The 25,834-nt window shown below is 67.4% G+C and carries 20 protein-coding genes; 7 read left to right on the forward strand and 13 right to left on the reverse strand.

The window, feature by feature from the left end; all coding sequences use genetic code 11:
* Positions 1–7: 7 nt before the first annotated feature.
* The 7 genes from HEB94_RS29095 to HEB94_RS29125 all read right to left on the reverse strand — a co-directional run bounded on the left by HEB94_RS29095 (position 8) and on the right by HEB94_RS29125 (position 9,281).
* Positions 8–727, reverse strand: coding sequence for a FadR/GntR family transcriptional regulator (locus HEB94_RS29095; RefSeq protein WP_192752835.1), 720 nt, complete (start codon positions 725–727; stop codon positions 8–10).
* A 126-nt stretch (positions 728–853) separates the two neighbouring features.
* Entirely contained in the window at positions 854–1,951 is a 1,098-nt protein-coding gene (locus tag HEB94_RS29100) for an ABC transporter ATP-binding protein (protein ID WP_192752836.1), read from the reverse strand.
* Positions 1,948–3,168 (reverse strand): ABC transporter ATP-binding protein, encoded by a 1,221-nt coding sequence (locus tag HEB94_RS29105; protein ID WP_192752837.1) that lies wholly within the window; start codon positions 3,166–3,168, stop codon positions 1,948–1,950. The genes HEB94_RS29100 and HEB94_RS29105 overlap by 4 nt, the downstream gene beginning before the upstream one ends.
* Before the next feature lie 33 nt (positions 3,169–3,201).
* Positions 3,202–4,368 carry an ABC transporter permease gene (locus HEB94_RS29110; RefSeq protein ID WP_192752838.1) on the reverse strand — a complete coding sequence of 389 codons (1,167 nt, stop codon included), beginning with the start codon at positions 4,366–4,368 and terminating at the stop codon, positions 3,202–3,204.
* An 18-nt stretch (positions 4,369–4,386) separates the two neighbouring features.
* A complete protein-coding gene (locus tag HEB94_RS29115; RefSeq protein WP_238361665.1) occupies positions 4,387–5,367 on the reverse strand; it encodes an ABC transporter permease in 981 nt (326 codons plus the stop codon).
* Between the two features lie 11 nt (positions 5,368–5,378).
* Positions 5,379–7,550, reverse strand: a complete 2,172-nt coding sequence (locus tag HEB94_RS29120; RefSeq protein ID WP_202896615.1) for an alpha-amylase family protein — start codon at positions 7,548–7,550, stop codon at positions 5,379–5,381.
* A 30-nt stretch (positions 7,551–7,580) separates the two neighbouring features.
* Complete coding sequence (locus HEB94_RS29125; RefSeq protein WP_192752840.1) at positions 7,581–9,281, reverse strand: ABC transporter substrate-binding protein; 1,701 nt, start codon at positions 9,279–9,281, stop codon at positions 7,581–7,583.
* Positions 9,282–10,198: 917 nt separating this feature from the next.
* Between HEB94_RS29125 and HEB94_RS29130 the strand changes: the two genes are divergently transcribed.
* Complete coding sequence (locus HEB94_RS29130; RefSeq protein WP_192752841.1) at positions 10,199–10,888, forward strand: GntR family transcriptional regulator; 690 nt, start codon at positions 10,199–10,201, stop codon at positions 10,886–10,888.
* Between the two features lie 57 nt (positions 10,889–10,945).
* On the opposite strand, the gene HEB94_RS29135 is transcribed toward HEB94_RS29130, so the two are convergent.
* Complete coding sequence (locus tag HEB94_RS29135) at positions 10,946–12,217, reverse strand: glycosyltransferase (RefSeq protein WP_192752842.1); 1,272 nt, start codon at positions 12,215–12,217, stop codon at positions 10,946–10,948.
* Between the two features lie 749 nt (positions 12,218–12,966).
* On the opposite strand from HEB94_RS29135, the gene HEB94_RS29140 reads away from it, so the two are divergent.
* From HEB94_RS29140 to HEB94_RS29150, 3 genes are read left to right on the forward strand one after another with little or no spacing between them, the layout of a single operon-like run.
* The gene (locus HEB94_RS29140) at positions 12,967–13,626 is read left to right on the forward strand and encodes an RNA polymerase sigma factor (protein ID WP_192752843.1); all 660 of its coding nucleotides are present in this window, start codon (positions 12,967–12,969) and stop codon (positions 13,624–13,626) included.
* Positions 13,623–14,012, forward strand: coding sequence for a hypothetical protein (locus tag HEB94_RS29145; protein WP_192752844.1), 390 nt, complete (start codon positions 13,623–13,625; stop codon positions 14,010–14,012). The genes HEB94_RS29140 and HEB94_RS29145 overlap by 4 nt, the downstream gene beginning before the upstream one ends.
* 11 nt (positions 14,013–14,023) lie before the next feature.
* Positions 14,024–15,307, forward strand: a complete 1,284-nt coding sequence (locus HEB94_RS29150) for a hypothetical protein (RefSeq protein ID WP_192752845.1) — start codon at positions 14,024–14,026, stop codon at positions 15,305–15,307.
* Positions 15,308–15,320: 13 nt separating this feature from the next.
* Here the strand turns inward: HEB94_RS29150 and HEB94_RS29155 are convergent, their stop codons facing one another.
* Positions 15,321–15,614, reverse strand: a complete 294-nt coding sequence (locus HEB94_RS29155) for a hypothetical protein (RefSeq protein WP_202896616.1) — start codon at positions 15,612–15,614, stop codon at positions 15,321–15,323.
* A gap of 267 nt (positions 15,615–15,881) precedes the next feature.
* Complete coding sequence (locus HEB94_RS29160) at positions 15,882–16,172, reverse strand: hypothetical protein (RefSeq protein WP_192752846.1); 291 nt, start codon at positions 16,170–16,172, stop codon at positions 15,882–15,884.
* A 459-nt stretch (positions 16,173–16,631) separates the two neighbouring features.
* On the opposite strand from HEB94_RS29160, the gene HEB94_RS29165 reads away from it, so the two are divergent.
* The gene (locus HEB94_RS29165) at positions 16,632–18,113 is read left to right on the forward strand and encodes an ABC transporter substrate-binding protein (RefSeq protein ID WP_192752847.1); all 1,482 of its coding nucleotides are present in this window, start codon (positions 16,632–16,634) and stop codon (positions 18,111–18,113) included.
* A gap of 47 nt (positions 18,114–18,160) precedes the next feature.
* On the opposite strand, the gene HEB94_RS29170 is transcribed toward HEB94_RS29165, so the two are convergent.
* Positions 18,161–19,378: an ROK family protein gene (locus HEB94_RS29170; protein WP_192752848.1), complete on the reverse strand. Its 1,218-nt coding sequence runs from the start codon at positions 19,376–19,378 to the stop codon at positions 18,161–18,163.
* Between the two features lie 274 nt (positions 19,379–19,652).
* On the opposite strand from HEB94_RS29170, the gene HEB94_RS29175 reads away from it, so the two are divergent.
* The gene (locus tag HEB94_RS29175) at positions 19,653–20,762 is read left to right on the forward strand and encodes a right-handed parallel beta-helix repeat-containing protein (RefSeq protein WP_192752849.1); all 1,110 of its coding nucleotides are present in this window, start codon (positions 19,653–19,655) and stop codon (positions 20,760–20,762) included.
* A gap of 52 nt (positions 20,763–20,814) precedes the next feature.
* Here the strand turns inward: HEB94_RS29175 and HEB94_RS29180 are convergent, their stop codons facing one another.
* Complete coding sequence (locus tag HEB94_RS29180; RefSeq protein WP_192752850.1) at positions 20,815–22,791, reverse strand: NHL repeat-containing protein; 1,977 nt, start codon at positions 22,789–22,791, stop codon at positions 20,815–20,817.
* A 93-nt stretch (positions 22,792–22,884) separates the two neighbouring features.
* Positions 22,885–24,396 carry a Gfo/Idh/MocA family protein gene (locus tag HEB94_RS29185; protein ID WP_192752851.1) on the reverse strand — a complete coding sequence of 504 codons (1,512 nt, stop codon included), beginning with the start codon at positions 24,394–24,396 and terminating at the stop codon, positions 22,885–22,887.
* Between the two features lie 275 nt (positions 24,397–24,671).
* Here HEB94_RS29185 and HEB94_RS29190 point away from each other — a divergent pair, with 275 nt between their 5' ends.
* Positions 24,672–25,733 carry a Gfo/Idh/MocA family protein gene (locus tag HEB94_RS29190; RefSeq protein WP_192752852.1) on the forward strand — a complete coding sequence of 354 codons (1,062 nt, stop codon included), beginning with the start codon at positions 24,672–24,674 and terminating at the stop codon, positions 25,731–25,733.
* The last annotated feature ends 101 nt before the right edge of the window (positions 25,734–25,834 follow it).

Genomic DNA, 25,834 nt, shown 5'->3' on the forward strand with positions numbered 1-25,834 from the left:
CCGGAACCTATCCGCGGTGCCCTGTGTCGTCGGCGCTCAGATGCGGCGACAGGTGGAGATCGATCATTTCCTGAATGTTGCCCGGATCACGCGAGCGCAACAGTCGGACGATCAGACGATGACCGTCGAGAAGTCGCGCCACGGGCGGCTTGCGGACCAGCGCGTCGCGATATCCGAACTCCCAGAAGAATCTGTGCAGGATCGTACCGGTGGTCACGAGGAACTGGTTTCCGGTGACCTGGAGCAGTGCGTCGTGGAACTCCTGATGTCGGGCCACCGCCTCGTCAGGGTCGTCTGTCTCGACCATCGCGACAGCTATCTTGTCGAGCCGATCGAGGTCGGCGGGACGCGCTCGGTCCATGACCAGTGCGTAGATGCCGCGCTCCCAGATCGCACGAACCTCGAGATAGTCCTCCTCGTTGAGGATTCCCGTTCCCATCCAGGCGGCGATCTGCTGGAACACCTCGGTGTCGGCGAGATCGGCGACATAGGTGCCGCTGCCCTGTGTCACCCGCAGCATTCCCAGGGCCTCCAAGGAGGCCACGGCCTGTCGCAGGACATTACGGCTGACCCCGAGCGCGGCCGCCAACTTCGGTTCGGACGGCAGTCGCGTTCCGGGCGGGAGGTTGTTGGAAAGGATGTACTCGCGCAGGGCAGCAGCCGTTTGGTCGGTGAGGCGCGTGCGAGAGACACCCTGCAATTCACTGCTCTGGAATGAGTCATTCATTCTCTCTCTGCCTCATTCGCTGGGTGGCATGACCATACGACCGCGCCCGAGAGGTGTCAACGGTTCATGACACTCTCCTTTCGGACGTCGGTGAGGGCGCGGGCGTCAAGGCGACCCGGACGGACTTCAGGTCGTGTTCGCCGGTCGCCGTCCGGTCGTCGTGACGCCGGCGAGTTCGAGATCCTCGCTGTGGTGACAGGCGGCGTCGTGGTCGTGGGTGACGGAACGCAGGTCGGGATGGTCGGTCTGGCAGCGGGTGCCGTCGCCGTAGTGGCAGCGGGTGTGGAAGAAGCAGCCGGGTGGGGGATTGGACGGGTCGGGGAAGTCGTCGGACAGCCTGATCTGACGTCCCGCGTCACGCAGCCTGGGATCCGGTCGCGGCACCGCCGACAGGAGCGCCTCGGTGTAGGGGTGCCGCGGGCTGGAGTAGATCTCGTCGGTGTCGGCGACCTCCACGATCCGTCCGAGGTACATCACCGCGACGCGGTTGGAGATGCTCTCCACCACGGACAGGTCGTGGGAGATGAAGATGTAGGTCAGCTGGAGTTCGTCCTGCAGGTCGCGCAGCAGGTTGAGGATCTGGGCCCGGACGGAGACGTCGAGAGCCGAGACGGCCTCGTCGGCGATCACCAAGCGCGGGTTGAGGATCAGCGCCCGCGCGATGTTGACGCGCTGGCGTTCCCCACCCGAGAACGCGTGCGGATAGCGGTGCATGTGTCCCGGCGACAGGCCGACCCGGCGGAGCGTCTCGGCGACGCGGTCCTCGAGTTCGGACCCCTTCGCGATGTGCCGGGCCTTCAGCGGGTCGCCGACGATCTGGCCGATCGTCATCCGTGGGTTCAGGGACGAGAACGGATCCTGGAAGACGACCCTGACCTCACTCTGGTAGCGGCGCAGGGCCGACGCACCGAGCGTCACGAGGTCCACGACCCGATCGGTCGTCTCCCGGTAGTAGACATGGCCGCCGGTCGGTCGCTCGGCGCCGGCGATGCAGCGGCCGAGAGTCGTCTTGCCGCACCCGGACTCCCCGACGAGTCCGAGCACCTCTCCCGTCCGGACCGCCAGGTCCACCCCGTTCACGGCGTGCACATGACCCTTGGTGCGGGCGAACAGGCCGTGTCCTCGGATCGGAAAGTCCATCGACAGGTTCTCGGTACGGAGCAGGATGTCGTGGTCGTCCGTGCGACCCTCGGGCGCGGCGGGCGTGGTGGGAGTGATGGTCATGGCTGGCTCCCGTCGTCGGAGGTTCGGTCACCAGGTGCCGGCCGGGTGTGCTCGGCGACCAGCTTCGGGTCGTAGAGCACGCAGCGGGCGCGGCGTCCGTCGCCCAGATCCACGGTCGGCGGGGCGACGGTGTCGCACAGGCCGGGGATGGCCGAGTCGCAGCGCGGATGGAACGGGCACCCCTTGGGCCGGCGGAGCGGATGCGGCACCTGGCCGCGGATGGAGGTCGGTCGGCGCCGCGCGCCCGCTCCCATGGTCGGGATGGAGGCGAGCAACGCGCGCGTGTACGGATGCTTCGGGTCGTGGAAGATCTCGTCGACGCCGCCCTGCTCGACGACCGTCCCGAGGTACATCACGACCACCTCGTCGGCCACCTCCGCGACCACGCCGAGGTCGTGGGTGATGAAGAGCATGGACATCCCGGTCGCCCGCTGCAGGTCTCGGAGCAGGTCGATGATGCGTGCCTGGGTGGTGACGTCGAGGGCGGTCGTGGGTTCGTCCGCGATGAGCAGGCTCGGGCCGCAGGCGATCGCGATGGCGATCATCACACGTTGACACATACCGCCGGACAGCTGGAACGGGTAGGAGTCCATGCGCTGCTCGGGGCGTGGGATGCCGACCCTGGACAGCAGGCTCACACCCCGCTCGAACGCCTCCTGCCGGTCCGCCCGCTCGTGGACGCGGATGGCCTGGGTCAGCTGGTGGGCCACGGTGTACATGGGCGACAGCGACGCCATCGGCTCCTGGAACACCATCGAGATGTCGTTCCCCCGGATACGACGCAGGTCCTCACCCCGGCTGTCCAGCGCGGCCAGATCGACAGGTCCCGAACCCCCGCTCGGGTCATCGTCGCGAGGTGGGCGGCCGCGACGCCTCCTGGTCGTCGGCCCGGCTGCCGGCTCCGCTGCCGACGGCACTGCCGACCGCACTGCCGGCGGGCCCGCCTCGGCAGGCGCGCCCGCCCCCGCCGGCGCGTCGAGCCGGGCGGGATTCCACCACACGTGCCCCGACACCACCCGCCCGGGCGACTCCACCAGACCGAGGACGGAGCGGGCCGTGATGCTCTTGCCGCAGCCGGACTCACCCACGACACAGACGGTCTTGCCTCGGGGCACCGTGAAGGTGACTCCGTCCACGGCGCGGACCACACCCTCGTCAAGGAAGAAGTGCGTCTTGAGATCTTCGACACGTAGGAGCGGCTCCTGTATGGACGCCATCCGGACCTTCCAATCTGTACGAAGAGCGACGGATCAACGTTTGTAGGGGTCCGCGGCGTCACGCAGGCCGTCCCCGACGAAGTTCAGGGCCAGGACGGCGACCACGACGGCGACGCCCGGGATCATCAACCAGGGGGCCGTCGCGACGACGCGGACGTTCTGTGCCTCCTGCAGCAGCACGCCCCAGCTCACGACCGGTGCCTGGAGTCCCAGCCCGAGGAAGCTCAGCGAGGTCTCCGCCAGGATCATCCCTGGGATCGAGAGGGTCAGTGACGCGATCAGGTAGCTCGTGAACGACGGCAACATGTGCCGGAAGATGAGCCGCGGTGCGCGGTTTCCGTCCAGTTGCGCGGCCGAGACGAACTGCTCCTCGCGTAACGACAGGAACCTGCCACGAGTGACCCGCGCGAGGCTGGTCCAGGCCAGGATCGCCAGGATCACGGTGATCGCGAAGTAGCGTTTCAACGGACCCCAGCCCGAGGGCAGGGCGGCCGCCAGCCCCATCCACAGCGGCAGGGTCGGCACCGACATGAAGAACTCCACCAACCGTTGGATCAGGGTGTCGGTCCGGCCGCCGAAGAAGCCCGACACGCCGCCCAGGCTCACGCCCAACACGAACGCCAGTGCGACGCCGATCAGTCCGATCGACATCGACACCCGGGTGCCGTGGATGAGGCGTGAGAGCAGGTCCCGGCCGTTGCGGTCGGCGCCGAGGAGATACATCGGCTGGGCGGTGTCGACCGGACCGATCACGTGCACGTTGGTCTGGAACAGGCCCAGGAACCGGTAGGAGTCCGATCCGCGGTCGAACAACCGCAGGGGAATCTTCGTCGAGGCGTCGACCTCGTAGGTGACCTTGAGCCGGACCGGGTCCATCGAGGTCTTGTAGCCGTGGACGTACAGACCCCAGTCCCAGTCTCCCTGCGACGTGTCCAGGACGTGGACGCGTTGCGGCGGGGCGTACGCGTAGTCGGCGTCGAACCGCGTCGCCGAGTACGGAGCGAGAATCTCCGCGAACGCCGCGATCAGGTAGATCACCGCCGTGACGAGAAGGCCGACCACGGCGAGTCGATGCTTGAGGAAGGCGCGCCAGACCAGTCGCCACTGGTTGGCGCTCGAGGTGGTCTCGCCCGATTCCGGATCCGCGGCGTTCTCCGGCGCGGCCGGCTCGGGCACGTTCGTCGACAGGCTCTGTGCCATCTGCGTCACGCTCCCGCGTTACCGGTAACGAAGGCGGACCCGCGGATCCAGCCAGGCCAGCAAGATGTCGGATATGAAGGTCCCGATCACGGTCAGCACCGACACGATGAGGATCAGCGAGCCGGCGAGATACATGTCCTGGCTCTGCAACGAGCCGAGGAGCAGTGGGCCGGTCGTCGGCAGCGACAGGACCTGCGCGACGATGACCTCGCCCGACACCAGCGTGGGCAGAACCCATCCCACCGTGGAGATGAAGGGGTTCAGCGCCACCCGGAGCGGATACATCAGCAACAGCGTGCGCTCGGGGATGCCACGCGCCCGGGCGGCCACGACGTAGGGCATGTGCAGCTCGTCCAGGAGGTTCGCTCTCAGGACGCGCAGAAGTCCGGCCGAACTGGCGGCGCCCAGCACCACGACCGGCACCCACAGGTGTGCGAGGAGGTCGATCACCTTGCCGAGATTCCACTCGGCCTGGCGAAACTGCGGTGAGAACAGGCCACTGACACTCTGTCCGAAGTACTTGAAGCCGATGTACATGAGTACGAGCGCGATCAGGAAGTGCGGCACCGCGAGCCCGAGGAAGGTGATGCTCGTCGCCACGTAGTCGCCGACGGAGTACTGCCGGACGGCGGAGTAGATGCCGACCGGGAACGCGACGATCCAGGTGAAGATCAGGGTCGCCCCCGCGAGCACGATCGTCATCGGCAGCCGCTCCTGGACCAGGCTCATCACCGGCCGGTTCCATTCGAAGGACTGGCCGAAGTCGAGGTGGGCGATGATGGCCCAGATCCATTTGCCGTACTGCACGAACAACGGTTCGCCAAGCCCGTAACGCTGTTGCAGGGCCGCCAGCTGTGCCTGGCTCAGGCTCTGCCCCTGGGCGGACAGCTGCGCCGCCAGGGTGGTCAGATAGTCACCGGGTGGAAGCTGGATGATCGCGAAGGACACGACCGAGATCAGGAACAACGTCGGCACCATGTAGGCCAGCCGTCGCACCATGAAGGTGAACATCAGCGCCCCCGGTTGCCCGCTGCGCCCGCGACCGTCTCCAGGTCGATCGCAATCACCTCGTGGTCGGTGATCCCCGGAACGGCGATCACGGCGGTCCCGTCGAGGATCCGCGCCTGGACGGGCACGTCCCCGCGCAGCAGACGGGCCCGGGTCACGCGTACCTGCTCCGGAAGTCGCACGCGCACATGCTGTTCACCCACCGGGAGGAGCTCCCGGAAGGGTCCGCGCATCGCCATCGGGTTGGTGAGGTTGACCAGATGCACCGTCAGTGAGTCCGGCTGGCGCCACACGGTCACGTCGAGCAGGCCAGGTCCAGTCACCTCCACGGGGCTCGGCTCGTCGGTCGTCCAGGCGACGGCGTTTCGCAGCAGGCGCCCGTGGTCGGGATCGAGGACCTCCCAGAAGGTGCGGTCGACGTCCCAGGGGAAGTAGGCGACCCGGCCCGCACCGACCTCCCGCAGATACACGCCCTGCTCGTTCGCGCCGGTCTGCCGCGGGTAGACCTCCTCCATGGGGAGGTCGGGGTAGGAGGGCACCACTGTCAACGCGGCCGGCAGGGACGTGTCGATGGGCTCGACGTTCACCCTGCGCACGCCGTTGATGATCCGGGTGGCCTGCTCAAGGCCGTCCAGAACGGCGTGCCGCCGGCCGGTGTGTGCGTCCTCCGCCAGCAGGAGATAGGAGTTCTTGACGTCCTCGTCGACACCGCCGGTCGGACGGACACCAAGGAGGTCCTCGAGTCCGAAGCGGTCACGACGCGCGCCCCACTCGTCGTACAGCGACGTCTCGTGGGTCGCCACGACGCCACCGCCGGCGGCGACGAACCCGCGGATCTGCTCGCACTGCTCCTCCGACAGGGCCGCGGTGTTGGGGAGGACGAGCGTCTTGAACCGGCCGAGGACCTCCGGGGTCAGCAGCCGGTCATGCACCATCTCGAACGGGATCCGTGCCTCGACGAGGGCGTGGTACATCCCCAGGACGTGGTTCTCCACCCGGTCCGCCGCTGCCGGGCCACCGTAGAACTTCGCGGTCTGCTGGGAGTAGACGACCGCGACCCTCGCCAGCGGCTCCTGGGTACGGAAGTAGCGCTCCCAGCGGTGGTGCCACTGATAGATCTCCTCGACGACTCCGAGCCAGCGGCGGTCGTGCAGGACGCCGCCGAACTTCGTGAACCACGGGCGCATCCCGTTGGCGATGCTGTCGGCGACCCAGACCCTGATCTCCGCGGCGCTTTGGGTGGAGTCCTTCCAACGATGGGATCCCTCGATCCCGACGCTGAAGATGCCGCCGACGGCCTTGTCCCTCATGGTCGCGCGGTATTCCTTGGCGTTCTTGCCCGCCGCCCACGGGACGACGGTCCCGGAGCGTCCCTGCCGGTCGGCGAACGCCGTCTCCGCCACCTGTCCGAAGATGCTCATGTCCAGGTCGCTCAGGCTGCCGCCCCCGGAGTTGGGCACGAACCGGGAGTCCGGACTCACCTGTCGAATCGAGGTGTCCCACTTCTCGCACAGCTCGAAGAGTCGGTTCTGGCGCCAGAGGATGTACTCCCGGCGGGCGGGGTCGCGCGGATCGCTCGTCCGCGGAAGCTCCAAGCCGGTCGCCTCGCGGAAGGCCGACCGGCAGTGCTCGCAGTAGCACATGCCCGAGCCGGTCCATCGGTTGCTGAAGATCCCGTCGACGTTGTAGCGCGCCATGATCTCGAGGTTGACCTCGGTCATGTAGTCGAAGTTGTACGGTCCGAGCGCACAGGTCACCCAGGCTCCGGACATGGCCCAGTGCCGACGGTGGTTGCCGTCGGAGTCGACCGCGATCCACTCGGGATGCAGATCGAAGACAGGCTGGTGGACGGCGTGCGGGTCGGTGCGTGCCAGGACGGCCATTCCGCGCTCCCGGCAACCGTTCACGAGCTTGCCGAGAGGATCGTCGTCCTTCATCCAGGCGCTGCGATGATGCAGCGGAACCTCGGTGGGGTAGTAGGCGATGTAGCCGCCCGCGCTCAGACACACGGCGTCGCACTTGGCCCGCTCGAAGTAGTCGAGCCAGAAGTCCGGATCGTATTCCTGCGGGTCGTTCTCGACGAGGGTCAGTTGGCCCCACCGCATCACGCGTCCGAACCACTTGCCCTCGGCCACGTCTCCAGGGGTTCGCTGGTCTGTGGAAGTGTCGGTCATGCCGATCCAATCTGTTGGGCGGGTGAGACGTCAGGTACGGATGAAGAACTGCTCCGGATTGCTGGGAGCGGGATTCGGATAGATGTAGGAGGCCGGCATCGTCTTCGGCACGTTGTGGAAGTTGTTCCGGACAACTCCGTAACCGTTCGCCTGGAGACTGATGCCGATGACGTAGAACTCCTCGGCGGCGATCTGGAGGATCTGTGCCATCAGGTCCTTGCGCTGGGCGGCGTCTGGAGTGAGGAGGAGTTGCCGGTACAACGTCATCTGCCGCTGCGCGGCGGCCGGCGGCTTCTCCACGCCGGCACTGGCGTCCTCGCCGGACAGGTCGTTGTACCACGCCTGCCAGGCGGCGGCGTACATCGAGTTTCCGCTGGAGGGGAAGTAGTACCTCGGGTCGAGGACGACCGCCTCTCCACTGCCGCCACCGAAGCGGTGGATGGTCGCGTCGAAGTCGGCGTTGTCGCGGACCCGCTCCTCCCACAGCGACCGTTCCATCGAGGTGATGCTGACGTGGATGCCCACTGCTTCCCAGTAGTCCTTCACCATCTGCACCATGTCGACGAAGATGGGGCGACCGCTGTCGAGGTCGATGCCGATCGATATGCGTTTCCCGTCGGGGCCGGTGCGGAAGCCGCCACCGTCGCGCTCGGTGAAGCCCGCCTTGTCGAGGTGCTGGTTGGCCTTCGCGACGTCGTACTCCGTGTACTGCGTGGCCAACCGCTCGTTGTAGTACTCAGACTCCGGCCTTGGTGCCGCCTGCCAGGGCTTGCCCTGGCGCAGCAGGACGAGGTCGATGATCTCCTGCCGGTCCAGCGCGTGGGACAGGCCGATTCGAAAGTCCTTGTTCTGGAAGATCTGACGTTTGACCGGATCCTTGTGGGTGAGGTTCAGCTGGATGACGGCTTCGTTCGCCTCGGTGGGACTCGTCGCGTAGAGCCGGTAGTCGCCCTTCTCCATGCCGTCGGCGATGACCGACTTGTTCTCGGGGGTGGCGAAGAACTGGTCCTCCATGTCGATCTCGCCACCGAGAACCATGAGCGTGAGCGTGTTGGTGTTGTCGCCCTGGAGGAAGTTGTACTCGACCCGGTCGAGGTAGGGCAGCTGGCGGCCCTGTGGATCGACCTTCCAGTAGTAGGGGTTCCGCTCGGCGATCGCGTGGGAGGAACCCCCTCGTGGTGGTGAGGTGAAGATCCACGGATGCAGGAGCGGCTGACTCTTGATGCCGTAACGGACGCTGTCCTCGTCGGAGCCGCCCTTGTTCTGGAAGAGCTGGACCCAGTCGGAGAGGTTGTTCTCCTTCACCAGATCATCGATCCGGTCGTTGTACTTCTTGTGGAACTGACTCAGGTAGTGCTTCGCATAGCGCACCGGTGCGTCCGCGCCCGGCTGCGCGAGTTGTGCCAGGAAGAGACCATGTGGCTGGGTGAAGTCGAATCTGACGCTGAGGTCGTCGACCTTCGTCACGGTCCCGAGTTTGCCTCCGACGACCATCCAGGACGGGGGCACCGGCGTGATCTCGGTGTTGCGGACGACATCCTCGTACCAGAACAGGATGTCATCAGCCGTGAAGGGTTTCCCGTCCGACCACTTCATTCCCTTTCGCAGCTTGAAGGTGTACGACCTTCCGCCACCGCCGATCTCGAAGGCCTCGGCGACGTTGGGAATGGGGCTTGGTGACCAGTCCGGCGTCCATCGGACCAGGCCTTCGTAACCCTGGAACCGATTCAACTGCGAGAGTGATCCGGACCCTCCGGTAATTCCCATCCGCCAGGCACCGCCATAATCTCCGGCGGACTCGACAGGCTTGACCACGAGCGGACTGACCGGCAGGCGGTCCTTCAACGGTGGAATTTCCCCCTTGTCTACACGGGATTTCAGTGTAGGAGCCTCTTTCGCGCCGACTTGTCCGGGCGAGTCACCGGCCGCTCCCTTCTGCTTCGGCTGCGTGGAAAGCGCGTCGCACGCCGTGCCGGAGGCCAATGCGAGGACGCCAATGGCACTTGCTTCCATGAAGCGCCGCCGACTCAGTGATCGGCCGGCAATCTGGTTCTCGGTCACGTCCTGACTCCTTCGGCTCTCCCGAACTGCGGGCAGGGGTGAGCTTGTTTCGGACCACGTCCGCGGGCGGAGTTGGTGTCAGGCAGCACAGTGCTGTCTGGTCATACGGAGAACAGGTTTGCGAATCGGAGCACTGGCTGCGTCACACAAGCTCTCGTGCCGACGCCGTGGCCGCCGCTGACGGCGCGCGCTGCCGGCTTTCACCCCGTGGGCCGGTCGACCTGCCGGTGGCTGGTGGAGTTGTCGAACGACTGCTGTCGATCGCACCGGTGTCGTTCTCGACCCTTCTGGTGTCGCGGACGCTAGTTTCGGGCCAGTTAGCTGTCAAGCACTCGCGTCAGGCGTGAGTGCACGCATGACAACTTCCGGCCAATCGCCACTGCTAGTGCCCTTTCGGCGCCGGCCGGGATCGGCGTCGCTCACGACTCCCGCCATCTCCTCAAGCAGGGAAGGGATCTGTGGCAGGAGCGAGCCGAACAGCCTGCTGTGGCTGGTGTTTGACGTCCGCAAGGGGACGGCGACATGTATGGGTTGTGGCGGCGTCACCCCGGTAGAATCCGCGACGTTCGACGAATGGGGGAGGGGCGATGAGAGAAGCCGTCCGGCCGGTGTCGATCGTCGAGGCGGTCTGTGCGGCGATCCGGGAGCGCATCCTCACCGGAGAGCTCGAGCCAGCGACGGTGCTCTACGAGCAGGCGACCGCCGACATGTTCGGCGTGGCGCGTCCGACTGCCAAGGCCGCGATCGATCGTCTGGTGAGCGGCGGACTGCTTCGCCGGTCGGCCAACAGACCGGCATACGTCCCACGGCTCACCGAGGAGGATGTGCACGATCTGTACTTCAGTCGGTTCGCGATCGAGACCAGGGCGGTCTCGTTCCTCGCGTCCAGTGGCGAGCGACCGGAGCGGGCCGAGCAGGCGCTGCGGGAGTTCGACAGCGCGGTCAGGGGCACGTCCGTGCAGGGGATCGTGAGCTCCGACATCGCGTTTCACCATGCCCTCGTCGAAAGTGTGGGGAGCCCAAGAATGTTGCGCATGTACGACTCGATCATCGGCGAGGCCCAGATGTGCATGGTGTTGAAACAAACCCATCGGCTGCTCAGTTCTCGGTCGATTGCCAGAGAGCACCGGCAGATCTTCAACGCGATCGTCGCGGGTGATGCGGACGGGGCGCAGGCGGCGCTGGAGCGCCACCTGGTCCGGTCCGAGCGGGTCATTCGCTCCCACGTCCGGGCCGCCGATTCCACGGGCTCGGGGACTCGGTCGGTCGCGGACTGAGTCTGAACGTGGGTCGGGCGGCCGCCGGCGCGAGTCCGCGCGGACGACTCGCTCGAGTCAGACGGCTGGGCGGGCGGCGTCGACCGGCGCCAGGTGCAGTGACCGCGGGTCGGCCGGGGTGACGGATTGGAGCGCGGGCGTACCAACCACGATCGGTGCTCCGCGAGTGGCCCAGGAGTCTGAACGGACCTGGGTCGTCGCCCAGTACATCGCTGGCCGGATCAGCGCCTTCTGAAACAGCGAGACAAGCGGTGTGAGGAACAGCCAGGAGAGGAGGCGGTCAGCCAGTGGGACGCCCTTGCGGCCGATGACGTAGGTGAACGACTGGATGTAGAGCAGAGTGAGCCAGTACAGCACGGGGGTGAGGTCGACGGACCGACCGGTCAGCGGCATCACCGCGACACTGTTGAACATGAAGATGGGGTACGCGAGGAACATGCTGAGGTTCCAGAGCCGGAAGGCGATCGGCACGCCCCGCAGGTTGCGGAACTCCCACGGCATGTAGCGGAACGAGCCCTTGAACCACCGGGTGCGCTGGGTGAACACCGCTCGTGGAGTAGTGGGCATGTCGGTCTCCACCACAGCCTCGTCGACGCTGACCACCCGCCCGCGCATGAGGGCGTAGTGGGTGAGCCGCCGGTCGTCGCCGTAGGTGCCTGAGGAGAGGTAGTCAAGGATGTTGTCGAAGAAGATCTCGGCGCGGTACGCCGCGAACGCACCCGACGTGGGCAGTACCGCGCCCAGTGCGCTGCGGGCGCGGCGGAGGGTCAGGCAGCCGTAGACGATCTCCATGTCGGTGAGTCGGGTGATGAGGTTCCTGGTGCGGTTGCGGAGCACCGGCAGCCCGGCGGCGGCCTGGATCCGCGGATCGGAGAAGGCGCGCATCAGTTTCTCCACACCATAGGGTGCGACGACGGAGTCGCTGTCGACGGTGACGATGAAGTCGGCCCGCCCTTCCTCGGCCAGCAGTCCGGTCGCCTGGGCGTGCCGCTTCCCGCCGTTCGTGGTGCGCTTCCAGTGCACCCGGGGGTCACGTAGGACCGGTGCCCGAGTGGTGCTGCCGTCGTCGACGACATAGATCGCGTCGACAGGATGCGTCTGGTCGAGGAGGCTTCTGATGCACGCGTGGAGTGTGAAGGGGTCCTCGTTGTAGGCGGGCACCGCGGCCACGACCCGGCCTTTCGGAACTGGCTTGTCATCCCATGACTGGTTACGGCTCGCGGTGAAAAGGATGAACATCAAGAAGCCGCCGACCAGTACGAAGACGGCGGTGGCAGCGGTGAATTCCGAATAACGATGCCAGTACAGCGTGACGGCGAGTGCGGCCACGGCGACCCCGCGCCGGGCGAGCCCGGCGAGTTTGTCTCCACGCCTCGTACGACGTCGCTGTCTGGGGCCTTTGTGGGCTGCCAGATGACGCCCATTGGGACGTGCGGGACTTCGCTTGGACACAGGTCTTCTCCACCAGGGACATCGCAGAATCAGAAGGGTGAGATCGGTGGCTCGGGGCGCTAGGGACGTTCCGATCGGGGAGGCTCAGGCGCGGCATTACGTGACGTGACGCGACCGTCCTCGTTGTCTGGTTGCGGAATCGCGCACGCGGAGGGTCGCCCGCGGCCCCGGCGTCCCGTGAGCGTGGGCCTGCGTTCGGTGACGGGGGCCAGTCGGACGACCGGGCGGGCCAGCGTGGCTGGGTGGTGGCTCACCACCCAGTTGCCGATCCCATCAGCCACATGGCCCACCAGGCTGCCCCCGCACAGACCAGAAGGCCGACCAGGGACGCGAACGCCAACACCAAGCAACGCAACTTCCCCCCACACGGGCCGGCCGAGGTTTCCGGATGGAGTAACGGCGCTCGAAACGCTTTCGTCACGTGCCGTCCGGACACTGTTTCCTCGTCGATGTGAGGGAGGGTGGGGAGGCGTGCGCGTACTATGTCGGGGTTTGCTCCGACAACACGAGAGGCCCCACCAGCGTGCCGTCACGCATCGGCGCGCGAGGGTGACCAGTCGTCGATCGTGGCGCGGGTATTGGTTCGATTTCGAGCCGGATTGTCCGGTTTACGGTTGGGGGGGAAGATGTCCCGATCCGGGATGGGCCCGGGTGGTGGCGATGTCGAGACGCTTGCCGTCGCGGCGTCGCTCGGTGACAGCGAAGCGCTCGCGGAGTTGTACCGCCTCCACGCAGATCGGGTGTGGCGCCTTGCCTTCTACCGGCTCGGTGAGCATGCCGCGTCGGACGACGTGGCGAGCGAGGTGTGGATGCGCGTCGTACGTGGCATCGGCTCCTACCGTCCCTCGGGTGCGGGTTTCCCCGCCTGGCTCTACCGCATCACCACCAGGCAGATCGCCGACCACTGGCGGGCGGTCGGCCGGCGGCGCGAACGCCTCACGGCGGACATGATCGCCCTCGCCGACGCCGTACCCGGTGATGGTCCCGACGACATCGCGCGGCGGACGGAGGAGGCCAGGGAGTTGGCCGACGCCGTCAACCGCCTTCCGGACACCCAGCGTGAGGTTGTGACCCTGCGGTTCTTCGTCGGGTTGACCGTTCCCGAGTGTGCGGTAGTCCTGGGCAAGTCCGAGGGCGCGGTGAAACAGCTCCAGCTCCGCGGGGTGCGGGCTCTGCGCGTCGCGATGCCGTCCCCCGAACGTGACGTTACGGCCCCACGCACCGTTACTCCGGTGGCGCAGGCGTCGGGTAGTGGCCTGCCGGGGCCCGAAGGGGTGAGAACGTGACTCCGTTCAAGGAAGCCAGGGAGAGGTTGGAGCGGGCGCTGAGCGATCGGGACGCGCCTGTCCACGACGCCGTCAGCGCGGACGGTCGCGACATCGCGGACGCGCTGCGACCGTCGTCGGCGACCCGTCAGTCCGAACAGCAGCGGGCGCAGACGCTGCAGCGGATGCTGCTCGAGGCGCAACGCCTCGAGTCCGCCCCACGTGCGGAGGTTCCCACGACGCCGAACGCGGAGGTGGGCGGCCTGCAGCACGAGGTGGAGGTCGACACCCCAGACGGGCCGGTGCGGATCAGGCACGTCGAGGCGTTGAGCGACGAGGAAGCCCGCAGGGTCGCGGAGCGTGCCGCGGACGCTGCCCGGCGGACCCGCCGCGCGCACAGGTCCTGAGGAGCGGACCGTTGATCCCACGCATCGTCGTGGAGGACGTCGGTGCGGACGCCGTCCTCGTGGAGGTCAACGGCGAGCCCGTACTCGTACTGTCACCGCATCAGTCGTTCGCGTCCGCGGTGGGTGCCGTCGAGCGTTACGTGCCCGAAATCGACCAGGACCGAGCACGGGCGCTGGTCCGTGCCCATCTACCGGATGCCCCCGACCTCGAAGTCGCGGGGGATACCCCCTCGGTGCCCGCTGCCGACCGGGAGGAGCGACGCTGGGTGCCGGCGAAGCTGGTCATCGTCGTCGCGGCCGTCGCGGCCGCCGGGGGAATCGTCCTCGGCCAACTGGGCAACAACCAGGCAGGTCCCACCACTGCGCAGACCGAGCTACGGAGCGCGAGCTCGCCGTTCGCCAGCGACACTTTCCGCCGGCTGGCTGCCGAAGGTGATCTGATGTGTACGCCGATCGGCACGCTACGGGCACGCTGCACGGACTGGGACGGGTCGGTGATGCTGGCCGAAGCCAACGTCGGCCCGGAGAAACTCACCGTCATCTTCTCCTACGGAAGGGAGCGGATCGGCGTCGCCGTGTTCCCATCCGGAGCGGCTGCCCACGCGTGGGTCTCGGAGCCCGCGACCCGGGCGATGTACCCGAGCGCGGGAACTGAGGGCAGGTTCGTCATCTGGGGGACCGACCAGGAGAAGGTCGCCTCCTACCTGGCGCGGATCAGCGGTGTCACCGATTCGTCGCTCCAAGGTCCGGTGTCGAGCCGCCTTGGGGGGCCGACCCTGCCGCCGGTGCGGATGCGGGCGGTGCCGGCCAGCTTGGAGGGGATGCTGATGGGTGCGCTCGGTGTGACGCCGGAGCAGGTCGACCGGGCGATCAGCGCAGGGCTGGATCGGACCTTCTCCTCGGTGCAGGCGTCCGCGGTCGCCCTGCTGCTCGGTATGCCTCCGGCGGGCGAGTCGGGACGTGAGCGCTCGACAACGCCGACGTCGACGCCGACGGCGGAGCCTGAGGGGTCGAAGCAGACGGGGAGCCACGCCGGGTCGTCGATCCCGCCCGGGCACGGCCCGCAGAACCCGGGGCCGCCTGGGCACCTGCCCGGGTCGGATGGGTCACCGACGGCGGACCCATCAGGGTCACCGAGGCTGCACACGCCGAATCCGCATGCGCAGCAGTCCAAGAAGCCGAAGCAGGAGAAGCGGTCACCGACTCCGCGGCAGACGACCCCCGCGACGCCAGCCACCACGAACGGTCCGGCGCGCACCCCTGGGCACGGCGCGGGGTCACCCTCCCCGGAGTAACGGCGCGGAACGGTCAGTTACTGGTCAGCCGCCACAGCGACGTGATCTCCGCGCTGCGGGCGGCGTGGAGGGGATCAGTGCTGTCCCTGGCGCGTGGATGTCGTGGGCTGGTGTCGATCTTGTCCATTACGGACAGCTCCGCTGCCTCGATGGCCGCCAGGAGTTTGCCACGCGTCCTGAGTCCGAGACGCTCGGCCAGGTCGGACAGGACCAGCCATCCTTCACCTCCCGATCGGAGGTGCGCGGTCAGTCCGTCCAGGAAACCGCGGAGCGGGGTGTTGTTCTCGGTCCAGTGGATCGTGGACACGGCGTACTCCTCGTGATCGAACGTGCAGGGACACGAAGAGCACTTCGACGAGGAGCAGGAGAAGCCGCCGTGCCGCAGCACGAGCGCGAGGGTCAGGGCAGGTAGGGCTACCGCTCCCGCGTCGAAGCGCGAGCGGGGAAGTCGCCGAGAACCATGCCGAGCGTCATGACCAGCCCTTTCAAAGAGTCACGTGAGAGCCTCGCACAGCACTCTCGCCGCAGGCACACCAGCCCATGGGGTGGGCAGGAAGGCTCAACCTGAGGTCGGTCAGCCGCGCCGTCGAGCGGAACGGGTGGGCCGGAACAGCCCCGACAGGATCCACCACAGTGAGGCAAAGGCGGCGGTCGCGGCGGTGAGAACCACGGCGAACCCGGTGGGCACCAACCACGAAGCGGCCGCACCGACTCCGGCCAGCGAGGTGATCGTCCACACCCAGCAGAGCGCCGCCAGGATGCCGAACATCGCGGCGGCGGAGCCCGCGAGCGCGCTCGCGCGGCGTACGTCCTCCGTCGCGAAGCCCGCTCGGGCGCCCCGCGCGGAGGCGGTCGGCTCGCGCACGTGGCTCCTCCTTACAGCGCGGTCTGGACGTGTCGACGATCGTAGTCTCTTCGGCTCGTCGCCGACCTTGGCCAGGAGTCAACGCCCACATTGACGCTTTATGTAACCGAGTTTAATATCTGCGAAGATCTGCATTCCGCGCTTTGCGCGAGTCATACTCGGCGTTCCTTCGTTGTGGAGCGACTGCACCAGAGTCCTCCAGGGTCCTCATAGATTCCTCCATTACCGACAGCCTCGATCGACCTCTTCCAGTGTTTGAGCGAGAAGGCGGGTCCGATGGACACATACACGATGCGCGGGTCATCGAATCTCCGGCCGACGTCTCGGCGGGCATTCCTGAAGACTGCTGGCACGTTGGGAGGGCTCGCCTCGCTCGGGGTGTTGAGCGCCTGCAGCCGAGAGGGATCCGCCGGCGGTGCTGTCGTCCTGAGGGTCGGCCCAGAGGGCACCTTCGCCGCCATGCCCTCCAAGGCTGAGCAGAAGGGCAGCGTCACGCTGCAGGCCTACGCCGACGCGCTGCAGGAGTGGTACGACGCCAATCCGGGTGTCGAACTCAGGAAGACCAGCATCGACATCTGGGACCAGGAAGCCATGGTCACCGCGGTGGCCGGTGGGACGGCTCCCGCCATCTATCCGAGCAACCCGCTCGGTGGCTGGAGCCAGCCCGAGATCAACTCCGCGTTCAAGCAGGGGCTGGCCGCCGACGTCACCGAACGGATCGACAACAGCGGGCTCGTCGGGAAGCTCTCCGACTACGTCCGGCCGGCCTTCGAGAGTGCCTGGAAGGTAGGCGGGAAGTACTACGGGGTGCCCGGCGGCTACTCGGTCGGCGACGGCATCTTCTATCGGCGCGACCTGTTCGCACAGGCGGACGTCGCGGAGCCCACGCCGAAGTGGACGTGGGCAGACGTCCAACGGATGGCGCGTGCGCTGACGGTGAAGGACCGCAAGGGGATCGCCGAACCCGCGTGGGCGTTGTCGATGAGGTTCACCAGTGCCGGGTCCGGACTTTTGACCGACCTTCCGGCGCCCGACACCACGTGGCACTGGAGGTCTGACTACACCTCCATGGCTGACAGCTGGGTCACCATCATCGAGGACTTCCGCCGCATGATGTTCGAGGAACGCTCGATCGTCTCCGACATCTCCTACAACAGCTGGAACGAAGTCACCGCGGCGTTCCTGCGCGACGACGTGGCGATGCGACCCGGTAACTCCACCTCCTACTTCGACAGCCCCGACAGTGACACGAGCTTCGCCAGCCTGGCGAAGCGCCTCGACAAACCTGTCGGCGACGTCGTCGGCTGGATGAGCTACCCGCTCGGTGAGCAGGGTCAGTTCCCGGGGCGGCGCTCGTTCATCACGGCGTACTCCTTCAACCCCGACCTCGGTTCCGAGGCGCTCGACGCGTGCTTCAGCCTGTACTCGTTCATGATCGGACCAGGCCTGGTCCAGCAGGTCAACGCGGTCTATGAGAAGACCAAGGACCTGCGGCAGGTCTACGACGCGGGCACGTTGACTCCGATCCTCGCCGAGACACGGGGCAAGCTTCCGGGCAGCCCCGAGGAGGCGTGGGGGAAACAGTTCGTCGACGCCGTGCTCGGGGCCGGGAGCAGGATGGTGGTGCCCGAACGTTCGAGCTACCTGCCCCCCGAGGAGAAGGCGGGACCTTCCTCCAAGGCGAGCGAGGACGCGTTCTCCCGTTGGATGTACGAGCGCGGGGACCTCGACCTGCGCGCCGACGTGCGCAGGCTGGAGGCGACGCTCAACAAGCAGGCGGAGAGTTTCTCCTCCAGCGTGGGGAAGGAGGAGTTCGTCGCGGGGGCGAAGAAGTACTTCGCCGCCCACGACGAGTTCTGGCAAACGGATGCCCCCGAGTTCCACGAGCAGATCTTCCGGCCCTGGTACGAGGACCGCGTGCTGCCGGCCCTCGGGGAGTAGGCCTCCTACCGCAGTAGGCGCCAGGTCAGGTCCGGGTGGGGTCAGCGTCAGCCGGTGAACCTGGGTGCGTAGGTGTTGTGCAGGAGCAGGGAGGCCGCCCCGATCGCGCCCACGTCGCTCCCGGCGTCGGAGATCGCCACCCTGGTCTCGCGCTGGCCGGGAAGCGGCACCCGCTCGGTGAGAGTGCGGTGGATCACGCTTTCGTAGATCGGTCGGGCGGCCTCCAGCCCCGCGCCGCCGAGCACGACGAGATCGGGGTCCAGAACCGCCACGACACCGAGCAGTCCGAGGCCGAGCATCGTGGCCGCGTGGACGAGGGCGTCCCGTTCGACCGACGGTCCGTTCACCGCGACCCGGCAGACGTCGCCGTAGCTGGACGGTGTCGGTGCGGCGCCAGGGCGGGACGCCGTGTGCCGTCGAACCTTCGACCGCCGGCGGACATCCTCGAGGATCGCCGCCGGTGAGGCGTACTGGCCGACGCATCCCCGGCTTCCGCACGGACACAGGGGTCCGCCGGGATCGATCGGCACGTGGTAGAGGTCGCCGCCCAGCCCCGCTCCACCGCGGTAGACCTGGCCGTCGAGCACCAGGGCGGTCCCGAGGCCCCACCCGATGTAGACGAACAGCAGATTGCGCACGTCGTGTGCCTTGCCGTTCCAGGTCTCGCCGACGGCGGCCGCGACGGCGTCGTTGTCGACCGCGACGTCGCAACCGATGCGTTCGACCAGCATCTTCTTCAGATGGACCCGACCCCACTCGGGCATGCCGCCAGGATTGTCGAGGATCCCCTCGCCCGGATCGAGCGGACCGGGAGCACCGACGCCCACACCGAGGACCTGGTCGCGCTCGACGCCGGAGCGCTCGACCAACTGGCGGGTCACCCGGGCGATCTGGTCGGCGCTGCGGGAGGGACCACCGCGTCGTGGTGTCCGCCGACGCTCGCGTTCCACCACCGTCCCGGCGAGGTCCACCAGGACGTACGCCGTCTCGTCCCGGTCGATGTGCACGCCAAGGGCGTAGGCGGCGGTGGGGTCGATGCGCAGGACGGTCGGGGGCCTGCCGGTACGTGCCGCCTCCCTGCTGGTGTCCTCCAGGAGCAGGCCGGAGGCGACCAGTCGGCGCACGATCTTCGAGATCGCCTGGAAGGTCAGGCCGGTGCGTTGCGCGAGCTCCGCTCGACTGGTCGCGGTCCGCGTGCGGACGAGTTCGAGGACGACCTGTTGGTTGTAGTCGCCGAGCCGAAGTGCACGGGTGCCTGTACGCACGCTGTCTCTCCTCGCTCGTCCGACCACCGCACAGGTGGAGACGGCGGTGGCCAACGATATCGCCCAGGTTTCGAGCGTGTGGGTACGTCATTCTGTGGTTGACGGGTTTTGCAACCACGTTTAGTATCTCGCGACAGACGAGCCGGCCGGGTAGTTCCGCCACCTGCGTTTCAGGTCGCCGCCCCGCGCTCACGTGCTCGTCCGCGACGCGCCAGCATCTCGGGTTTCACCAGATGAAGGGACGGCTGATATGCCGTGGGTCAAGCGTGTCCTCATGTTCTCTCTCGCGGTCGCTTTGGTGTGGTCGTTGAGCGCCACGCATCCGCGCGAGGCCGAAGCGACGAAGATCGAGGCGAAGTGTTCGAACTCCTCCTCGGACGCGGGCATGATCAACGCGGCCATCTCCGGAAGTGAGGTCGGAGACGAGATCGTCATCGATGGTCCGTGTCGGATCGACCAGACCATCAAGCTGCTGGGTAACCGTTCCTACCGAGGAGAGAGCCGCACCGGCACCGTCCTGCGGCAGGCAGACGGCGCCGACCTGAAGGCGATCCTCGCCTCCGACAGCTATCTCGACAACAGCGTCACGACCGGAACGCCGGTGTCGGTACGGCAACTGACACTCGACGGCAACCGGGCGAACAACACGGCGGCGACCGCGGGCTTCATCGTCCGTTCGTGGCAGACCGTCATCGACGATCTCCAGATCAGGTCCATGGGGGGCAACGGGATCTGGTTCAGCAATCGCAGTGCCAACGGCACGCTGCTGACGAACACCTCCGTGAACGGTCAGATCACGAACAACTTCGTGACCGACTCCGGCGGCCACGGCATCTACGTCGACGATCCGGGAAACTCGCTCACGGACTGGAACCTCAGCGGAAACTGGATCGCGTCCTCCGGACTGGACGGAATCCATCTCGACAACGCGGCCGGCTGGGTGGTGCGCAACAACCACGTCTACGGCGTTCCCGGTCACGCGATCTACGCCAACCGGCTCTGGGGAACCTCCATCACCGACAACTACATCGAGGACTTCGGCGGATCCGCGCAGGCCGGTGTGTGGTACGGCATCCGGGCGACGGTGCAGGGCGGCGCGGCCTCCACGATCTCCGACAACAAGGTCTTCAACCTCGGCGGTGAGTCCAACGCCGCTTCGACCTATCGATACATCGGCATCTCCAAGGTCAACTACGGCTCAGGTGTCGTCAGCGTGACCGGAAACGCGATCCGCGGCGGTGACCCACGGCGCGGGACGGGTCTCTACTACGCCCGAGGCACCGGCGAGAGCCTGATGGTGAGCTCCACCGGGAACATCGTCACCGACGTCCTGCGGCAGGTGCAGACGGAGGGCAGCCACGTGATCGTGACCGTCGGCAGGTAGGCCCGTCCCGTCTCAGGTGGATCGGTTCCGTCTCAGGTGGATCGGTCCCGTCTCAGGACAGGTCCACCCTGACCAGGTTGAGCCCCCGGGTGGTGAACAGCGTGCTGGTCCCGTCTGTCACCACCTCGGGGGCTCCGAACCACGACTGGCTCAGACCGGAGGCCAGGACGTCCAGCGTCGGTTGCGTGTGGCCGACGCTGACGCTCCACAGCCTGCTCCGGTCCGTACCGAACACGCGGTCGCCGATGACCGCGAGCTTGCCGCCCGCCGCGCCGGTGTCGACCTGCCAGAGGAGCGCCCGGGTGGTCACGTCCAGGGCGAACAGTTCGCCCTCGACGGTGCTGCCGACCAGTACCCGCCCGACCATCTTCAGGTCCTGGATCACGGTGCCGGCGGTCGGCTCGATGATCCACGACATCGTCCGCGTCGTGTGGTCGAAGTAGCCGAGCTTGGCGCGGGTCGTCGTGGGTGTGGTGCCGAACCCGTTGTTGACGCTTCCGCCGAGGTACACGCCGCGGGTCTCGGGCCAGACGGACTGGACGGTCTGGTCGGGGAGAACGCCGCGGTAGGAGCGGAACCGCCGGCCGTCGTAGATGTTCAGCGCTCCCTCCCATCGCCCGTAGTCCGGTTCGGTCGACATCAGGACGAGGTTGCGCCGCCGGTCGACGACCAGGGCGGTCGGACGTGTCTGCTCGTACTCCTCGGCGACCCTGGCGACCTCGGTGGCCTGGCGGCCGTCGGTGGGCATCCGGAGCAGCCGGGCGAGGGTGTAGACACCCAGGTAGACCGTGCCGTCACGGGTGTCCATGTCCTTCGCCTCACCACCGAAGGGGACGCGGTGGGACGCGAACGCCGGCGGGTTGTGCGTCGAGGTGACCTGGACACCAAGGCTGCCGCCGACGACGATCCGGTCGCCGGCGTAGAGCAGCGACATCGGCCGCTCCGGCATCGGCTCGAGGTCAGGCGTGGTCATGTCCATCGCCTCGGTGGTGCTGGTCGCGGGATCGTAGACGATCCCGCCGGCGCTCGTCACCGACCAGAGCCGGCCGTCCGGGAGAAGGCCGAGGCGCAGGTTGGACGCTTCCGCGACCGGGATGCCGACGAGCGTCGGCTCGGTGTCCCCGACGGTGAAGCGGTACAACGAGCCGCTGGGTCTGGTGGCGTACCAGACCTGGTCGCCCTCGCTGGTGAGGCCGACCAGGAAGGAGTCGTTGGGCGTCTGCAGGATCTGGTAGCTCGAGGGGTCGCGGGTGTCCATGACCAGGACCTCGGCGGTCGGTGAGATCCCGACGACCAACGTGTCGCCGGCGAGGTGGCAGATCGCGCCGAAGGTCCGACTCGCCAACTCCGTCGGGAGAATGCTGGTCCGGTCGCCGCTCGCCCGGTCGAAGGCCACCAGACCGGCCCGGGAACCGATGCCGCAGTAGACGGTCGTCTCGCTGGCCACCAGGTCGCGGACGTACTGGTCGTCGTCGTCCATCCGGCCGTGGTTGGTCGCCTGGCCACTCGCCGGGTCGTACTCCCACAGTTGTGCGCCGGGGTAGGTGCCGACGAACACGCGGCCGTCCGGGGACGCCTTCACGGTCCAGCCGACCTCCTGCGCCAGGTCGACGAGCCGCTCGACCTCCAGGGTGACGGTGTCGATCCGGAACAACCGACCCGGTGAGTACGACGACACGTAGAGGTCGGTGCCCACGACGTCGGCGCCCCACAGTCCCGGAACGTCGGGAATCACCGCAGTCTTGGTGATCCTTCCTTGTGTCAGGTCATAGGCGGCAACTTTGGTCGGCAGGATCTGACGCGTCACGAACCAGATCTCGTCCCCGATGCGTACGCCGTTGCCGAAGGTCAGCGCCCTGGACGCCGGCCCGAGGTCGGTGAGGGTCGCCTCGGGAACGTCGGTGGTCGCGGCGGCGGCTCGTCCGACATCGCCCCACATGCCCAGGACTCCGGCGGCGAGGCCCGTGGCGCCGGCGACGACGAGCCGTCGACTCAGCGCGGACGCGGGGGACGGGTTCGAGTCGGACATCCGTATCTCCGTTCGACCTCATTCAACCTGAACGTCAACCTGAACGTCACACCTGAACGTCAACCTGGACCTGCACCTGGTCGTCGCGGCACGTCACCGGCCGGCTCGGCCGGCGGCCAGCCGTCTCATGCTCGCGCCGACGTTCTCTTCGTCCTCCGGGCGCGAGGAGTCGAAGCCTGGGCGGTACTCCTCCCAGTGGCCGCGGGTGAAGTCGGGCACCTTCACCGGCTGTCCGCCTCGCTTCAGCGACTCGGCGCTGAGCGGCGTGGCCGCGCTCCACGCTGCGCCGTCGTAGACGTCCATGTCGGGAACCAGGCCGAGTCGCATCGTCTGCGCGAGCCGCCACAGCGAGATGTAGTCGCTTCCTCCGTGGCCCCCGCCACCGCCGCCGACGTCCTGCCAGAGCCAGTGGTCGTACTCCGCGTAGTCGTCGAAGTCGCCCCACTCGTCGTTGTTCATGTCCGGCTCGAGGTAGACCCGAGGTGGGAAGTCCTCGAAGAGTCCCTTCGTCCCGGCCAGGAAGTTGAGTCGGCTGTAGGGGTGCGGGGTGGTGACGTCGTGTTCGACGCGGATGAGTCGCCCCTTCGCCGTGGAGAGGAGGCAGATGTTTCGGTCGCCGGTGAGGTAGGTCTCGTCCCAGCTCTCGTGGTCGGGTGGGACGTTCGCCGCGCGATAGGCCTGCAGGCCGAGGGAGGGCGAACTGCTGGAGCTGATCGTGGTGAACCTGTCGCCCCGGTTGAGGTCCATCATCCCCGCGATCGGGACCAGTCCGTGGGTGGGGTAGAGGTTGCCGTCCATGCGGGTGTGCCACAGCCGGCGCCACCCCTGCGGGTAGTACTCGGGTCCCAGGCCGAACAGGTAGCTACGGAGGTCGTGGATGTAGGCGCCGGCACCGTGCAGGAGGTCGCCGAACACACCTTCGTGCGCCATCCGGAGCAGCCGCATCTCGTTTTGCGAGTAGCCGATCTGCTCCATCATTAGGCAGTGCCGCCGCGTCCGCTCCGACATCGCGACGAGGTGCCAGAGATGGGACAGATCCATCGCCAGCGGCACCTCCGTGCCGACGTGCTTGCCGTGCCGCATCGCCGTCATCGCCGTGGGGAAGTGCCACTCCCAGGGTGTGGGGGAGTAGACGAAGTCGACGTCGTCCCGCGCGCAGAGCCTGACGTAGGGCATGTCGACGTCCTTGCCGGACCGGGCGCGGCGGGACGCCTCCTGCGCCGCTTCGTAGCTCGGGTCCCCGCCGATGTACTTCGCCGGCTCCGGATGCCCCGCCGCCACCAGGCTCGCGGCGACCGCGTGCACCCGCTCGGCGCGGGAGTCGCAGATGGCCGTCACCCGGACGCCGGGCACCGCTGCCCACAGCTCGCTCATGCCGGTACCGCGGGCGCCGAGGCCGATGATGCCCACGCGTACCTCTTCGTGTCGTTCGAAGGGAACGCCGATCATCGAGCCACCACGACCCGAGAGGGTGGCGGGCACCCGGGCCGTGTCGTCATCCGCGTGCGCGGCGGGCGCGGTGCCTAACCCGGTGAGTCCGAGGGTGGCGGTGGCCGCCGCCCCCGAGGTCAGGAGCTGTCGACGCGACGGGTGGTCCTTCGTCATGGGCATCCTCTCGGCACAGACGTGTGTGCGCTTCCCCGATCGGGCCGTCTCAGCGGGTACGCGAGCGGCCGGCCGTTCTCGCCGAATCTGGGAGAGCGGTTTCCGTGCAGTATGAACAGGGCCTCGGAGTGCGGCAACACCTTCGGCTGGCCGCTTTCCGAACGTATCCGTGCGGTTTCGCGTGGAGACACCGCTCGCTTCGCCGGTCAGGTGGGGAGCCACGCCCTAGACTGAGCGCCTGTCGGAGGGCGCCGAACGGATCGGGGTGGCGACACATGAGGCAACGGGTTCTGGTCGTCGGGCTGGGAAACATGGGCATGTCGCACGCACTCGCCTATGCCCGCATCCCCGAGTTCGACGTGGTGGGGGTGTGCACCCGACACGTGACCGACCTGACTCTGCCCGAGCCGCTCCAGGACGCGAAGCGGTTCACGAGCTATGAGAAGGCGTTGGCGGAGCTGCGCCCGGACGTCGTCTCGATCAACACCCTGCCGGACACGCACGCCGACTACGCCATCCAGGCGATGGAGGCCGGCGCCCACGTCTTCGTCGAGAAGCCGCTCGCCGAGAGCGTCGAGTCCGCGCAGGCCGTGGTCGACACCGCGCGGCGTACCGGACGGAAGCTGGTCGTCGGCTACATCCTGCGACAGCACCCGTCCTGGACCAGGTTCGTCGAGATCGCCCGCCAGCTCGGCACCCCGCTGGTGTTCCGGATGAACCTCAACCAGCAGTCCAACGGCGAGACCTGGGCCTGGCACAAGCGGCTGATGAGCAGCTTCCCGCCGATCGTCGACTGCGGGGTGCACTACGTCGACGTGATGTGCCAGATGACCGCCGCGAAACCCGTCCGCGTGCACGCGCTCGGAGCCCGGCTCACCGACGAGGTGCCGCTGAACAACTACGGCATGCTCCAGGTCGCCTTCGACGACGGCTCGGTCGGCTGGTACGAAGCCGGCTGGGGTCCGATGATGAGCGAGACGGCGTTCTTCGTGAAGGACGTTGTCGGCCCGAAGGGGTCGGTGTCGATCGTGATGGCGGAGGCGAGCGACGAGGCCGTCCGCTCCGACGACATCAACGCACACACCAAGACCAACCAGATCCTCTGGCACCGTGCGGAGAAGGGGCCCGACGGCGCCTACGCCGTGCGTGACGAGCGGATCGACATGGCCGACGAGCCCGACCACGACCACCTCTGCGAACGCGAACAGCGGCACCTGCTCGAGGCGATCGTCAAGGACCTCGAGCTGGGCAAGGAGATGGACGACGCGGTGACGAGCCTGCGCATCGTGCTCGCCGCCGACGAGTCGATCAGCACCGGCCAGGTGGTCCAGCTCTAGGGCTGGTCCACAAGGGGAACCGACCTGCCCGTCCGGCTGTCCGACCCGGTCCGGCTGTCCGCCCCCGGCCGCGAGGCGTCCAGACGCTGTGGTGTGCTGAG

Origin of the sequence: Actinopolymorpha pittospori (genome assembly GCF_014873875.1) — a bacterium.
Lineage (GTDB): Bacteria > Actinomycetota > Actinomycetes > Propionibacteriales > Actinopolymorphaceae > Actinopolymorpha > Actinopolymorpha pittospori.